The organism is Gordonia lacunae (assembly GCF_002149015.1).
Classification (GTDB): Bacteria; Actinomycetota; Actinomycetes; order Mycobacteriales; family Mycobacteriaceae; genus Gordonia; species Gordonia lacunae.
This window is the reverse complement of the sequence record NZ_NGFO01000025.1, coordinates 1-13,854: the sequence shown is the minus strand read 5'-3', so window position 1 is coordinate 13,854 and position 13,854 is coordinate 1. Positions and strand designations below refer to the sequence as shown.

15 protein-coding genes are annotated in these 13,854 nt (G+C 68.0%); 7 read left to right on the top strand and 8 right to left on the bottom strand.

All coding sequences use genetic code 11. From position 1 onward, the window contains the following. The first annotated feature begins 91 nt into the window (after nucleotides 1–91). From rpmB to rpsR, 4 genes are read left to right on the top strand one after another with little or no spacing between them, the layout of a single operon-like run. Entirely contained in the window at nucleotides 92–328 is a 237-nt protein-coding gene (gene rpmB, locus CA982_RS19150; protein WP_086536849.1) for a 50S ribosomal protein L28, read from the top strand. Beyond that, nucleotides 328–492, top strand: coding sequence for a 50S ribosomal protein L33 (gene rpmG, locus CA982_RS19145; protein WP_004020951.1), 165 nt, complete (start codon nucleotides 328–330; stop codon nucleotides 490–492). The genes rpmB and rpmG overlap by 1 nt, the downstream gene beginning before the upstream one ends. Further along, nucleotides 492–797 carry a 30S ribosomal protein S14 gene (rpsN, locus tag CA982_RS19140; RefSeq protein WP_086536848.1) on the top strand — a complete coding sequence of 102 codons (306 nt, stop codon included), beginning with the start codon at nucleotides 492–494 and terminating at the stop codon, nucleotides 795–797. The genes rpmG and rpsN overlap by 1 nt, the downstream gene beginning before the upstream one ends. 28 nt (nucleotides 798–825) lie before the next feature. Further along, nucleotides 826–1,089 carry a 30S ribosomal protein S18 gene (gene rpsR, locus CA982_RS19135; RefSeq protein ID WP_086536847.1) on the top strand — a complete coding sequence of 88 codons (264 nt, stop codon included), beginning with the start codon at nucleotides 826–828 and terminating at the stop codon, nucleotides 1,087–1,089. Between the two features lie 300 nt (nucleotides 1,090–1,389). Here the strand turns inward: rpsR and CA982_RS19130 are convergent, their stop codons facing one another. The 3 genes from CA982_RS19130 to CA982_RS19120 form a co-directional block, all read right to left on the bottom strand. Beyond that, the gene (locus tag CA982_RS19130) at nucleotides 1,390–2,109 is read right to left on the bottom strand and encodes a type 1 glutamine amidotransferase domain-containing protein (protein ID WP_086536846.1); all 720 of its coding nucleotides are present in this window, start codon (nucleotides 2,107–2,109) and stop codon (nucleotides 1,390–1,392) included. Between the two features lie 87 nt (nucleotides 2,110–2,196). Continuing rightward, the gene (locus tag CA982_RS19125; RefSeq protein WP_086536845.1) at nucleotides 2,197–3,045 is read right to left on the bottom strand and encodes an SDR family NAD(P)-dependent oxidoreductase; all 849 of its coding nucleotides are present in this window, start codon (nucleotides 3,043–3,045) and stop codon (nucleotides 2,197–2,199) included. Continuing rightward, on the bottom strand, nucleotides 3,035–3,286 hold the full coding sequence (locus CA982_RS19120; RefSeq protein ID WP_086536844.1) for a hypothetical protein: 252 nt from the start codon (nucleotides 3,284–3,286) through the stop codon (nucleotides 3,035–3,037). The genes CA982_RS19125 and CA982_RS19120 overlap by 11 nt, the downstream gene beginning before the upstream one ends. Nucleotides 3,287–3,364: 78 nt before the next feature. On the opposite strand from CA982_RS19120, the gene CA982_RS19115 reads away from it, so the two are divergent. Beyond that, nucleotides 3,365–4,849, top strand: coding sequence for a DHA2 family efflux MFS transporter permease subunit (locus tag CA982_RS19115; protein WP_086536843.1), 1,485 nt, complete (start codon nucleotides 3,365–3,367; stop codon nucleotides 4,847–4,849). Between the two features lie 125 nt (nucleotides 4,850–4,974). On the opposite strand, the gene CA982_RS19110 is transcribed toward CA982_RS19115, so the two are convergent. Genes CA982_RS19110 through CA982_RS19095 form a run of 4 tightly spaced genes read right to left on the bottom strand, consistent with a single transcriptional unit; the run spans nucleotide 4,975 to nucleotide 10,221 of the window. Next, nucleotides 4,975–6,660, bottom strand: coding sequence for a dipeptide ABC transporter ATP-binding protein (locus tag CA982_RS19110; RefSeq protein ID WP_086536842.1), 1,686 nt, complete (start codon nucleotides 6,658–6,660; stop codon nucleotides 4,975–4,977). Next, nucleotides 6,657–7,568 (bottom strand): ABC transporter permease, encoded by a 912-nt coding sequence (locus CA982_RS19105; protein ID WP_086536841.1) that lies wholly within the window; start codon nucleotides 7,566–7,568, stop codon nucleotides 6,657–6,659. Before CA982_RS19105 ends, CA982_RS19110 begins: the two co-directional genes overlap by 4 nt. Next, nucleotides 7,565–8,560, bottom strand: a complete 996-nt coding sequence (locus CA982_RS19100; protein ID WP_086536840.1) for an ABC transporter permease — start codon at nucleotides 8,558–8,560, stop codon at nucleotides 7,565–7,567. Before CA982_RS19100 ends, CA982_RS19105 begins: the two co-directional genes overlap by 4 nt. Beyond that, on the bottom strand, nucleotides 8,557–10,221 hold the full coding sequence (locus CA982_RS19095; protein ID WP_086536839.1) for an ABC transporter substrate-binding protein: 1,665 nt from the start codon (nucleotides 10,219–10,221) through the stop codon (nucleotides 8,557–8,559). Before CA982_RS19095 ends, CA982_RS19100 begins: the two co-directional genes overlap by 4 nt. A 234-nt stretch (nucleotides 10,222–10,455) precedes the next feature. Here CA982_RS19095 and CA982_RS19090 point away from each other — a divergent pair, with 234 nt between their 5' ends. Both CA982_RS19090 and CA982_RS19085 read left to right on the top strand, forming a co-directional pair. Further along, on the top strand, nucleotides 10,456–11,826 hold the full coding sequence (locus CA982_RS19090; RefSeq protein WP_086536838.1) for an LLM class flavin-dependent oxidoreductase: 1,371 nt from the start codon (nucleotides 10,456–10,458) through the stop codon (nucleotides 11,824–11,826). Continuing rightward, nucleotides 11,823–13,025, top strand: a complete 1,203-nt coding sequence (locus CA982_RS19085) for an acyl-CoA dehydrogenase family protein (RefSeq protein ID WP_086536837.1) — start codon at nucleotides 11,823–11,825, stop codon at nucleotides 13,023–13,025. The genes CA982_RS19090 and CA982_RS19085 overlap by 4 nt, the downstream gene beginning before the upstream one ends. Nucleotides 13,026–13,223: 198 nt before the next feature. Here the strand turns inward: CA982_RS19085 and CA982_RS26940 are convergent, their stop codons facing one another. Next, the gene (locus CA982_RS26940) at nucleotides 13,224–13,628 is read right to left on the bottom strand and encodes a DUF4190 domain-containing protein (RefSeq protein WP_244176381.1); all 405 of its coding nucleotides are present in this window, start codon (nucleotides 13,626–13,628) and stop codon (nucleotides 13,224–13,226) included. Nucleotides 13,629–13,854 lie beyond the last annotated feature (226 nt).

The following is a 13,854-nucleotide window of genomic DNA, read 5'->3' as shown; positions in this document are numbered from 1 at the left end:
ATCTATTGAGAATGATTTCCATTTGTGCTCCGACGACGGTACCGTGGCCGAACAGTTAATGCCAATCATTGTCGATAAGAACAGGAGCAGCATGTCCAAGAGGTGCCAGGTCACCGGTCGGGTACCGGGATTCGGCAAGCAGGTGTCGCATTCGCACAAGCGCACGTCGCGCCGATGGGACCCGAACATCCAGCGCAGGCGCTACTACGTGCCCAGTGAGGGGCGGTACGTCACCCTGCGCGTGAGCGCCAAGGGTATTTCGACGATCGACAAACACGGCATCGAGTCGGTGCTGCGCACGATCCGCGCGCGTGGGGAGAAAGTCTGATGGCGCGCAACGAGATCCGGCCGATCGTCAAACTGCGCTCCACCGCCGGAACCGGCTACACCTACGTCACTCGGAAGAACCGCCGCAATGATCCCGACCGGATGGTGCTCCGCAAATACGACCCCATCGCCCGCGCCCACGTCGATTTCAAGGAGGACCGCTGATGGCGAAGAAGTCCAAGATCGTCCGCAACGAGCAGCGCCGCGAGGTCGTCGCGCGATATGCCGACCTTCGCGCCGAGCTGAAGCGCGCAAGTGTGGCGGTCACCTCGACGCCCGAGGAGCGGATGGACGCTCTGCGCCGTCTACAGCGGTTGCCGCGCAACGCAAGTCCGACTCGTCTGCGAAACCGGGACGTGGTCGACGGTCGTCCCCGCGGTTACATCGGCAAGGCGGGTCTGTCCCGTGTCCGGTTCCGCGAGCTCGCGCATCGCGGTGAACTACCCGGAATCCAGAAGTCCAGCTGGTGACACGGCCCGACGAGAACCAGGAACAGTGATGGCCAACAAGAGAATCCGCCGGAGCGACGACGCGCCGGCGAAACCGAAACGGAACCTGCTCGCCGCACAGGGAGTGCGGGTGGACGGCCGCACTCCCGTGGACTACAAGGATGTCGCGCTGCTGCGGCAGTTCCTGTCCGACAAGGGCCGGATCCGCAGCAGGCGGCTCACCGGATTGAGTCCGCAGGAGCAGCGCCAGGTCGCCACGGCGATCCGGAACGCACGCGAGATGGCGTTGCTGCCGTACGACTCCCGGCACTGACGTGTCTGCGCCCTGAGGGGCAGACGCGTCACGCCCCGCTCCCTGATCCGAATGTCCCGCAAACCGCTGCTGCCTTATTCGAAGGAACCACAAGATCTGCGGCCGGGCCGGTGACCGGCAGACTTCGACTCGACCGATGGACTTCGATCGAAGTCTAGGAGTCGAGTTGACGTCTGTTGGTCACGAACGTGCGCGCGAGCTCCCAGCACCTCAGGGAGCAGGGGGGTGCGCTTTCTCGCACTCAGGGAGCGGAGGGTGCGCGTCGGCAAGCTGCCGTAGCTCCTCAGGGAGCGGTGGCCGCTACTTGGAACCCTGCGGCACGTTCTCGAGCCTATCGAGCAGGGTGCGTGCCAGTGATTCCGACGACGCGGGGTTCTGGCCGGTCAGCAGGTTGCCGTCGGTCTCGATGTGGACCGTCCAGGGCTCGGCGAGGGTGACCTTGAACCCCGCTTGGGTGAGCCGGTCCTGCAGGAGCCAGGGAGCCTTGTCGGCGAGCCCGGCCTGCTCCTCCTCGGCGTTGGTGAAGCCGGTGACCGTGCGACCGGCGAAGGCGTTGACCCCGTCGGGAGTGTTCGCGGCGAGCAGGATCGCCGGACCGTGGCAGACGATCCCGACCGGCAGCTTCGCCTCATCGGCCGCGATCAGGAGACCACCGGCATCGGCGTCGACCGCCAGGTCTTCCATGGGCCCGTGGCCGCCGGGGACGAACACGGCGTCGTAGTCGGCGATGCGAACGTCGGTGAGCGCGATCGGCTTCTTCAGTTCGGGTGCGGTCTCGACGACGTGGCGGATCTCGGCCGCACGCTCGGGCGTGCCGATGCTCTCGACCGCGAGACTCGTCTCGTCGACCGGTGGCTGCACGCCGTTCGGGGTGGCCACGGTCACCCGGTAACCGGCCGCCCGGAACACCTCCAGTGGCGCGACGGCCTCTTCGGCCCAGAACCCGGTCTTGTGAGCCGTGCCGTCGTTCAGCGTCCAGCTTCCGGCGCCGGTCATGATGAAGAGGATGTTTCGTGTCATCTGAACCTCCTGTGCCCAGGTAGACGATGTGGTCGTCGTCCGCCAACGTAGAGAACAACCGCGATCTCGGCCACGGTGCAGGTCAGGTCAGGTGAGACCGGTGAGCTCGGCGGAGCGCTGCCACAGACCGTCGATCAGTTTCTGATCGTGCGCCTGACGGTTCTCCCGACCGTTGGGCTTGTGGCGGTTGAAGTACACCCCGTTGACGCTCGGGTCGGCGCCGCGTTCGGCCAGGGCGATGAGCGGGGCGGCACCCTGCTCGGGGGTGATGGTCACCAGGCGGGTGAGCGGTGACCGGTAGGCGAGTCCGACGAACCGCGAGTCGCGGCCGAAGCTCGTTGCCGCGGGTCCGGGATGCACTGCGGCGGAATAGATCTTGTCACCGGTCCAGCGCTGGGCGATCCCGCGCGTGAAGAGGATGTTCATCAGCTTGGCGGTGCCGTAGGGGCGCATCGCAAGTGTCCGGCGCCTCTCGAAGTCGAGGTCATCGAGGTCGACCTGCCCGAAGAGGTTGCCCACACTGGACGTGTTCAGGACGAGGGACTGGGGGGCCGCGGCCAACCGGTCTCGCAACAGGTGCGTCAACAGGAACGGCGCGAGATGGTTGATCTGGAAGTTCAGCTCGTGCCCGTCGGCGGTGCGTTGCGACGAGTCGAACGTCCCGCCCGCGTTGTTCATCAGGACGTCGATCGTCCCCACGGCCGCGTTGATCTCGGCGGCGAGGTCCCGCACCTGCGACAGATCCGAGTAATCCGCGGTGAACTGCGTCGCGCCGGTCTCCGCCGCGATCGGAGCCAGCTTCTTCGGTGAGCGTCCGACGAGGACGAGGTCGGTCTCGGGTCCGGCGAGGGAGCGGGCGGCGATCGCGCCGATCCCGTCGCTGGCGCCGGTGAGGACGATGGTGCGCTTCGGTCCGGACGGGGTGTCACTGGCCATCGGTCGTGCCCTCCGATCCGCCGACCGCGTGACCGTCATCGGTGTGGTCGGCCGGTGGCTGCGTGCCGTCGTAGGACGCCTTGTCTTCCCGGATTCGTTCGGTCTCGCCGATCTCCGTGTCCCCTGCGGTGGGGAGAGCCGAGGACGGCCCGTCTTTCTCGTCGGGGTCGCTCCGCATGTCGGGGTCGGCTTTCACCTCGTCGTCGGTCGTGGTCCATGTGGGCTTCTCGTTGTCCGGCATCTCTCCACCTTGCCCGAAGACACGCGAATTCACACCGGTATTGACTTCAAGTTGACTTGAGGTTGTCTGCTCGTCCTCGTGACCACACTCGATCCGGCGAGCCGGCGCATCGGCCTCATCCTCGTCGTCCCGACCCTCATGGTGATGCTCGACGTGACGGTGGTGACCGTCGCGCTTCCACAACTGACCACCGAGTTCGACGCGCCGCTGTCCAGCGTGCAGTGGGTGACCACCGCGTACGCCCTGGCACTCGTCGCGGTCATGCCGCTGTCGGCCTACGCCAGCAACCGGTTCGGCGGCCGGCGGGTCTACTGCGCGGCCCTCCTGGTCTTCGTTCTCGGTTCGCTTCTCACCGCGCTGTCCTGGAACATCGGCAGTCTCATCGTCTTTCGTGCCCTCCAGGGGCTCGGCGGCGGGATGCTGCAACCCGTGGGCATGGCGATCGCGTTGCAGGCGGTACCGGAGACGCTGCGGGGCCGGATGATGGCCATCCTGGGACTGCCCACCCTCGTCGGTCCCGTGCTCGGACCGGTGCTGGGCGGCGTACTCGTCGACCACGGCAGTTGGCGTGTGGTCTTCGCGGTCAACGTTCCCCTCGGACTGATCGCGGCGGTCCTGGCGTGGAGATTCTTCCCTCGGACCGCCACTCGCCGAATGCCGCATATCGACCTGCGCGCGGTGGCGGCCCTGTCACCGGGCGGAGCGTTCCTGGTTCTCGGCCTGTCCCGGGCCGGGGACACCGGGTCGCTGCTCGCGGCGTCGATCCTGGTGCCGGTCGGTATCGGCCTGATCCTGTTGGCGTACTTCGTGCGCCGGTCGCTGCGCAGCCGCACCCCCGTCCTGGATCTCCGACTCCTGACACATGCGCGCCTGCGCGGTGGCGTCGTGGTGATGATCTTCTTCGCCGGCGCGTACTTCGGCTCGATGACGATCCTGCCGATCTATGTCCAGTCGGTCCGGTCCGATTCGGCCACGACCGCCGGCATGTTGTTCATCCTGCCCGCGCTCCTGAGCGGTATCACTCTTCAGATCGCCACGCGGGTCGCCGATTCCGTGGACCCGCGACGGGTCGCGATCTGCGGGATCGTGATGTCCACGGCTGCCATGATCCTGATGGCGACGCTGCTCGACGGCGCGACCCCCTACCCGGTCATCGTGGCGATCCTCGCTCTCATGGGAGTCGGTGTCGGAGCGACGATGCTGCCCACGATGACCGCCGCCACCCGCGACCTCGAAGGCGCGGACACCCCGGGCGGGACAACCATCCTCACCACCTCGAACCAGTTCGCCGTCGCGCTCGCGTCGGCGGCGATCACGGCCACCATTGCGGCACTCATGAATTCGCGCAGTGCGGCGGTCGACGGTCGGGGAGTGGCGGGCGCGATGTCGCTGAGTTCCACCGATCGCGCCGACGCCATGCCCGAACTGGCCTCGGCGATCGCCGACACCTACCTGCTCACGGCCGGGCTCCTCGTGTGTGCCCTGCTCGCGGCCGTGTTCGTGATGCCGGCGCGGCGGACCCTTCGAGACGCTCGCAAGCTCGCTCCTCAGGGGGCGGGGTGAGGTGCTCGCAAGCTCGCTCCTCAGGGAGCGGGGTGAGGTGTTTGCCGGCTCGCACCTCAGGGAGCGGGGTGTGGTGCTTGCGCTCCTCGCACCTCAGGGACCAGAGATCATGCGGCCCTTTCGGATCAGGGAGCAGGGTCGATCCGCGGCACCGCGGCGAGGAGTTCGCGAGTGTAGGGGTGCTGCGGATCGTCGAAAACCGCGTCTGCTGAACCGTATTCGACGACCTCACCGGCACGCATCACCGCGATGTCGTCGCTGACGTGGTGGATGACGCCGAGGTCGTGGGAGATGAACACCAACGCGACGCCGGTTTCCGCCTGGAGGCGGGCCAGCAGATCGAGGATCCGCGCCTGGATGGACACGTCGAGGGCGGAGACCGGTTCGTCGCACACGATGACGGCGGGTCGCGGTGCAAGCGCACGGGCGATCGCGACGCGTTGGCGCTGTCCGCCCGACAGTCCCGAGGGGTGCCGGTGCCGGTACTCCGCGGGCAGCCCCACCTGCTCGAGGAGTTCGGTGATCCGGTGGTCGAGATCTGCGCTGCGAACGCCGGTCACCCGCAGGGCGTCGGCCAGGACGCGGTCGACGGTCCATCGTGGGTCGAACGAGCTGAGCGGATCCTGGTAGATCACCGAGATCAGGTGGCGCGACGCGCGGCGGCGGGCCTCGGTGAGTCCGGACCACGCCGAGCCGTTCAGTTCGACCGTGCCGGAATCGGGTTCGGTGAGACCGAGGATGATCCGCGCGGTGGTGGTCTTGCCCGAGCCCGACTCGCCGACGATGCCGAGGGTACGACCGGGCGCGAGGTCGAAGCTGACCCCGGCCACGGCCGGTCGGGCGGTGATCGCCTTGCCGGTGAACGACTTGTGCAGGTCACGGACGCGCAGCGCGAGTGGCTGGTCGGATGTCGGCGTCGCCGGAGTGGAGATCTGCTCACCGCTGACGAGCAGTGTGCCCTTGGATGCGCGGGACGGGATCGCGTCGATGAGACCTCGCGTGTACTCGTGCTGCGGCGCGGTCAGCACCTCGCGCGCGTTTCCGTACTCGACGATCTCACCGTCGCGCATCACCGCCACCCGGTCGGCGAGGCGTGACACCACTGCCAGATCGTGCGAGATGAGGATGATGCCGTTGCCGCGCGACTTCGCTTCGGCCAGCACGTCGAGGATCTGCGCCTGGACCGTGGCGTCGAGGGCCGTCGTCGGCTCGTCGGCGATCAGGAGCTTCGGGTCCTGAGCGAGCGCGGATGCGATGAGGGCACGCTGGCGGAGTCCGCCGGAGAGCTCGTGCGGCCGCTGACGCGCCCGAACCCGCGGTTCGGGGACGCCCACGAGGTCGAGCAGCTCGACGACGCGTTCCTCGCGGAGCGCACGCCCGAGCCGCTTCGGGGTCCGGCGACCGAGGCCACCGTGCGCGGTCAGCGATTCGGCGATCTCGCTGCCCACCGTGCGCAGTTGATCCAGGGACACCAGGGCGTCCTGGAGGACGAATCCGATCGCGCGCCCTCGGATGGCGCGCCAATCGCGGTCCGCCAGGCCGCGTAGATCACGTCCGTCGAACGACAGGGTGGCGGCGTCGATCTCGGCTCCCGGCCCGGTGAGTCCGATCAGGGTGCGCGCGGTGACGGACTTGCCGGAACCGGATTCGCCCACGATCGCCAGGCACTGTCCGGCATCGACCGTGAACGACACGCCCTTCACGACCTCGCGACCGGCGAACGAGACGCGCAGATCGCACACCTCGGCCAACCGGGTGTCGGTGCGGCCGCCGCGGATAGAGGTCACTGCCTCCCGGGTGACGACGGTCATCGGCGTTCTCCTTCCAGGCGGGTGCCGAGGTACCGGCCCACTGTCGTGAATGCCAGGGCCACCGCGACGATGACGAGACCGGGGAAGATCTCCAGCCACCACGCGACGGTGATGTAGGTGCGTCCGGCGTCGAGCAGCGCGCCCCACTCGGGTGCGGGTGGTGGCACACCGAGTCCGAGGTAGGCCAGTCCCGACGCCCAGATGATGGCCTGTCCCACTCCGAGCGTCACGGTCACGATCATCGGGCGAAGCGCGTTGGGTGCGATGTGCTGCAAAAGGATTCGGCGACGCGGGTGGCCCAGGGCGGTCGCGGCCTCGATGTAGGGGGCGTTGCGGACGGCGAGCACCTGACCGCGCACGATGCGGGCGTACCCCGGCGCGATACCGATCCCGATCGCGAGGACGAGGGTCACCTGTCCGGGACCGAAGACCGAGGTCAGGAGGAGGCCGAGAAGCACGATGGGGAAGGCGAACATCACCTCGATCCAGCGATTGGCCAGCGCCTGGGCAACGCGGCCCGACAGCCCCGCGGCGATGCCGAGCAGCACCGCCAGGACCGATGCGAGTGCGACCGCGCCAAGCCCGATGATCAGCGATTGCCGGGTGCCGGCGATGACGCGACTCAGCAGGTCTCGCCCCGACAGATCGGTGCCGAACGGGTGGGCCCAGCTCGGCGGTTGCAGGGTGGCGTCCAGGTCGACGGCGAGCGGATCGTAGGGAGCGAGCAGGTTGGGCGCCACCGCGGCCACGAGCAACAGGGTCAGCACCACGAGCGCGGCGATCACCGTAGCCGTTGGCCACGAGCGACGTGGGTGGTCGTCCTGGCCGCGAGACGGCCCCGTGGTGGACCCACGCACCGCGGAGAGCGCGTTCGTCCATGCGGGCCGGACCGGATTGGTGAGGGTCATGGGACCTCGATCCTGGGGTCGATGACGGTGTAGAGGAAGTCCACGACGAGGTTGGCGATCGTGTAGACGAGAGCGACGAAGAGGACGATGCCACTGACGAGCGGGACGTCACGCGAACTGGCGGCCGCGACGAGTGTCTGACCGATACCCGCCCGCGCGAAGACGGTTTCGGCGATGACCGCACCGGACAGCAGGGCGCCCATGGCCCAGCCCGAGACCGTCACCGCGGGAAGGACGGAGTGGCGCAACACATGTCGATACCGAACCGACAGATCACCGAGTCCGCGACTGCGGGCGGTGAGCACGAAGGGCTGGTCCAGTGCGCGGGCGAATTCGTCACGAGCGATCTGACCGAGGAAACCGGACAGCGGGATGGCCAGGGTGAGCACGGGCAGAACGAGTCCCCACAGGCCGGTTCCGCTCTCGACCGGAAACCAGCCGAGGTTGATCGCGAACACCACCAGGAGGATCGAACCCACCCAGTACTGCGGCAGGCCGGCGCTGACGGTCTCGATCAGGGACCCGGCCGCGCCCCAGGGTCCGCGGCGGCCCGCCGTGAGCGTGGTGAGCACGAGCACGAAGAGCCATGCGACGACCAGGGCGGTGAGGGTGAGGACGAGCGTTGGTCCGATCTGGTCGGAGATGATCTCGGTGACCGGTTGCTGCAGCTGGAACGAGATGCCGAGATCGCCGTGCAGGAGACCGCCGAGATAGTGCAGATACTGGGACCACACCGAATCGTCGAAGCCGTACTCGGCGTTGACCGGAGCGAGTTCGTCCGGCGTGCGTTCGCGGCTCTCGCCCGACGACAGGTTGAGGAGCAGCGTCGCGCGGTCGCCGGGCGCGAGGACCTGCAGCAGGAAGGTGATGGAGGCGGCGGCCCACAGCACGAAGACAGCGGAACCGATCTTGCCCGCCCACCGGGTCAGACCCCGCGGTGGGAGTGCCTGGCGTCGGGCCGCGGGCACGGCCGGGTCGTCGACCAGGGTCATCGCACGAACCTCGCATCCGCGAACACCGGTTCGCCTTGTGATTTCTCGACCCACACCCCGTGCAGGCGCGGTGACACCGCCAACGACGTTGTCTGCGTGTACAACCCGATCGACAATGCGTTGTCACCGATGAGGCGCTGGGCGTCGCGGTAGAACGCCCGGGCCTGCACCGGATCCGCGGCGGCGTTGCCCTGTTCGATGAGGGTCTGCAGGTGCGGGTCGTTGTAGTACGCGGTGTTGTGCGGGTTGGGACTGTCGGGGAGTCGTTGCCGCCAGTTGATGTACAGCAGGCCCGGGGTCGGACTGGTCCAGTAGCCGACGTACGCGTCGTACGTCGGTGCCTTGGCATACTGCCCGCCGAAATACGCGCTCTGGGTGGCGGGGACGAGCTGGATGTCGAAGCCCACGTCACGCGCCTGTCGCGCCACCGCCTGCAGGATCGCGGCACCCTCGGGTCCGACGATCGCGTCGGCGGCGTACACCACCCGAGCGGTCAGGCGTCGTCCGTCCTTCGTGCGGATGCCGTCGTCGTCGCGGCCGGTCCAACCCGCGTCGTCCAGCAGGCCGGCGGCCTTCGCCGGGTCATGCGGGTAGTTCCCGGCCTCCGGATCGTAGTCGGGGGTGCTCTGACTGAGGGCGCCGTTGGCGTTGTAGGGGACCACGCCGAGGAACGCCGTCTCGACGGCTTTGCGACGGTCGGCCGACAAGGCGAATGCCTGGCGGACCCGGACGTCGTCGAACGGCGCGTGGTCGACGTTGAGGGTGATGGCGTTCGGGCGCCCCGGCGTCACGTAGCGGCTCACCTGATACCGGCTTGTCGCGTCCGCCCAGTTGATGGCAGGCACGTTGTAGATGACGTCGGAGGAGCCACTGCGCAGCGATCCGTAGCGCAGCACCGGATCCTTGAGGAACTTCCAGATCAGCTTGTCCACGTGGGCCGGACCCTGGTTCTGCGCGTTCGCCGGGGGAGAGTTGTACTTCGGGTTGCGCACAAAGGTGATGCTGCGATTGCGATCCCAGCGTTCGATGATGAACGGGCCGGACCCGACCGGGCTGATGCAGTTCGCCTTCGGGCCGCGCGCCAGCGCGGTCGGCGACTGGATTCCGAAGTAGCCCTGCGTCAGTACGGTGAGCAACGGGGTATAGGGCGATCTGAGGTTCATCCGGTAGGTCAGCGGCCCGACGACCTCGTCGGACTCGAAGTACTTGCCGATGTAGGACACCACCGTGCCGTTGGGCTTCTCCGGATTCAGATACGACGCGAAGGTCGCACGAACGGCCTCGGCGTCGAGCGGCGTGCCGTCGCTGAATTCGACACCGGGCTTCAGATGGAAGGTGTACGAGCGCCCGTCGGGGGAGATCTCCCAGCGGGTGGCGAGCCACGGCACCACTCGTCCCGAATCGTCCAGGGACACCAGGTTGTCGAGGTACTGCCGTGCCAGATAGGCGTTCTGGACCCACCCACCGTGCACGCAGGGCGGTTCCTGCTCGTGGCCGTAGGAGATGGTTCCGCCCGAGACGTACTGGCCCGGCGTGGCGGGGACCCCCGTCGACTCGCCGTCACCGGTGCGCGGCTGGGCACATCCCGCGAGCAATGCCGCGCACGTCAGAGCGATGCCGGCCGCGGGCAGCAGGCGGGTTCGCCGCGGTCGTCGCAGCACAGGACTTCGTCGCAGCACAGAACTTCTCCTCGGGCAGCACAGATGGCGGCGGACGCGGCTCGAGGTCGTATGACACGACAGCGCGAGCCCGGCGGCGGGACGGGAATCACCACAACCTAGGGGCTTCGGACGGTGTCGGGCACCCCTTGAGGCCACCGTGATCCGAAGTCGCCGCATGCGCGGCGTCGTCCGTAACGTCGCGCTGAGTCCGACGCCTCGTGATCAGGAGCATCCATGTCCGCGCCCCCCTTGAACTTCGCCGCCTTCGTCATGAACACGACGTCGCACATCCTGCACGGCGCGTGGCGGGCACCCGAGGCGCAGCAGCACTGCTTCAACGACCTCGACCACTGGATCGGCCTCGCAAAACTGTTGGAAGAGGCCCGGTTCGACTTCATCTTCTTCGCCGACGTGGTCGGATTGTACGACGACTATCAGGGGGATTGGAAGAAGTTCGTCGACTCCGGCCTGCAGATCCCGAGCAACGACCCGCTCGTCCTCGCCTCGGCGATCGCCTCGCACACAGAGCATCTCGGCATCGCCATCACGAGTTCGATCCTGCAGGAGCACCCGTTCGACTTCGCTCGCAAGATCTCCACCCTCGATCACCTGAGCAAGGGCCGGATCGCGTGGAACATCGTCACGAGTCTGTCGGACAACGCCTGGCGCAACTTCGGATACGACGGGATCACCAAACACGACGACCGCTACGCATGGGCCGACGAGTACGTCGACGTCGCCTACAAGTTGTGGGAAGGTTCCTGGGACGAGGGCGCACTCATCCAGGACAAGACCGGCGGCCTGCACGGGGACTACGACCGCGTCCACAAGATCAACCATGTCGGCGAGCACTACCGTGTCGAGGGACCGCATCTCGTGTCGCCGTCCCCGCAGCGAACCCCGGTGCTGTTCCAAGCCGGATCCTCGCCGGCCGGACGACGTTTCGCGGCCCGCAATGCGGAGGCCCAGTTCATCCTCTCGCCGTCCCCCGACGCGGCGCGCACGCTGATCGCCGACACCCGGCGCCTCGCGACCGAGGCCGGCCGGGAACCGACGGAACTCCAGTTCTTCCAGGGACTCTCGTTCGTGATCGGTAGTACCGAGGAGGAAGCGGCGCGCAGATCCCGCGAACTCGACGAGCTCATCGACCCGAGCACGATCATCGCCCACTCGGCGGGCGGCATCGGCGTCGACCTCGGACACTACGACCTCGACACCCCGATCGGGCAGATCCACACCGAGGGCTCCCAGAGCTTCCTCCTGTGGCTCCGTGAGGCCGTGCCCGACCGCGAGCCGACCGTCCGCGATCTCGCCCAGTTGCGGAGCCGCACCGGCCGGGTCGTCGGGACACCGGAGCAGATCGCCGACCGTCTCGAGCAGTGGCGCGACGCCGGAGTGGGTGGCATCAACGTCATCAACGCGACCATCCCCGGCAGCTACGTCGAGTTCGCCGAACACGTGCTGCCCGTCCTGCGTGAGCGGGGGCTGGCGAAGCGGGAGTACGCCGAGGGGACGTCACGCGCCAAACTCATTGGCCACGACCGACTTCCGGAGTCGCACCCCGCGGCACGCTATCGCGGCGCGTTCGCGGAGGTCCCCGCATGACCGCACCCGCGCGGGTCGTGACCGACCGGAACGCGATCCTCGCCGAGATCGCGGCCGGTTCGGCCGAGCGCGAGCGCGAGGGGCGGGACCCGCGAGAAGCCGTCGCGCTGTTGCGACGGTCGAGGCTGACCGCGCTCTCCCTCGACACCCGGTCGGGAGGTGCCGGCGCCGGGAGCGTCGAACTCTTCGAGTTCATCATCGATCTCGCCCGCGCCGACCCGATCGCGGCGCACATCCTGCGCGCCCACTACTGGTTCGTCGAACAGATCGAACGTCTTCCCGTCGGACCGGTGCGCAGCCGCTGGAGCGAGCGAATCGCCGCGGGGGCCATCGTCGGCAACGCGTCGAGCGAACGCGGTGTCGCCGCCGGGTCACGCCAGTATGCGACTCAACTCGTCCCCGATGGTGACGGCTGGCGCCTGCGCGGCGAGAAGTTCTACAGCACGGGAACGGCTTTCGCGGACTACGTCACGGTACTCGCCATCGTCCCGGACGCTCTGCGTTCACGGCTGGTGAAAGTGGTCGTCCCGGTCGACCGCGACGGCGTCAGCGTCGTGGACGACTGGGACGGGATCGGGCAGCATCGGACCGGCACCGGCTCGACGCTGTTCGACGATGTCCGGGTCACCTCGGACGACGTCCTGGAGTTCGTCGAACTCGACGAGTCCACACCGCCCGCCGCCAACGACGGCCCGTTCCTGCAGCTGTTCCTGCAGGCGCTGATCGCCGGCATCCTCCTGTCCGCCTCGGATGACGCAGTGGCCCTGCTGAGTTCGCGCGCACGGACCTTCGAGCACGCGCCGTCGCCCGAGCCACGGAAGGATCCGATACTGCTGGAACGGATCGGCGAGATCGACGCCGCCGCACACGTGGCACGTGACGCGGTCCTGAGCGCGGCGCGGCAGGTCGAGACCGCGAACGCACTGGCACGACGCGGCGTCATCGACGTCGAGCAGTTCGCGCAGGCGTCGCTCGCGGCCGCGCGCGTCAAGGTGCACGTCGACCGCATCGCCCTCCCGGCCGCGGCCGCCGTCTTCGACGTGGGTGGTGCGTCGTCGGCGAGCCGTAGCCGAAATCTGGATCGGCACTGGCGCAACATCCGGACCATCACCCTGCACAACCCGACCTCGTACAAGGCCGTCGCCATCGGGGATCTCCGCGTGAACGACACCCCGTTGCCGGGCAACGGGTACTTCTGATCGCGAGACCCGCAACCTTCGCGAACGAACCGCCCTCCGTTCGCTGATCCCTGATCCGAAGAAACCGCACAGCCCCTGGTCCCGAGCCCGAGAGATCTGCCGACCCCTCCGCACCTCAGGGAGCGGAGTTCTTGAGTGGTCCACGACGGCCGCCAGGACGCTGACAATGAGGTGGGAGGGGACGTTCGTAGCTCGTCGTCAGGCGACGAACAGAATCCAGCCGTAGACGACCAGCCCGAAGACGAAGACCCCGAGGTAGGCCCAGCCGACCCAGATCGCGGCGGTGGCAAAGGGCAGACCGGCCTCACGACGCTGACGGATCTGCGTGCGCGCCCGGTATCCGAGGACCAGTCCCACGATGAAGGTGATCCCGAGGATCGACAACGCCAAGGCCCACAGCGCCATCCGATTGACACGCGGACCGGCACCGGACTGGGGAGCCACGCTGTCCTCCGAACTCTTGGTGGGATCTACTGCCGAATAGGCCTGGGTTGCCGGGGACGCCGCCGGAGCGTCGGTGTCCGGGCGGTCGGCGACACCAGGAGCGCTCACCGCGCCGGGACTGTCCACGACGCGGGTGTCCGATGCCGGATCATCGGACACACCGACGAATCCGCCACCGGCTCCGACCACCTGCGTCGCGCGGTTGTCCCGGGTGGCATCCGGGCCCGGCGAGTCGGGGCGCTCGCCCGGGGCAACACCGGGACGGGGGCCGGCAAACGGGGGACGTGATCCCTCGGGGGGCCGATTACCTTGCGGCGGAACACCTTGGCCCAGCGGTGCTCCTACTGGGTTCGGGCGCTGGCCGGGTGGGGGTCGATGCCCGGGG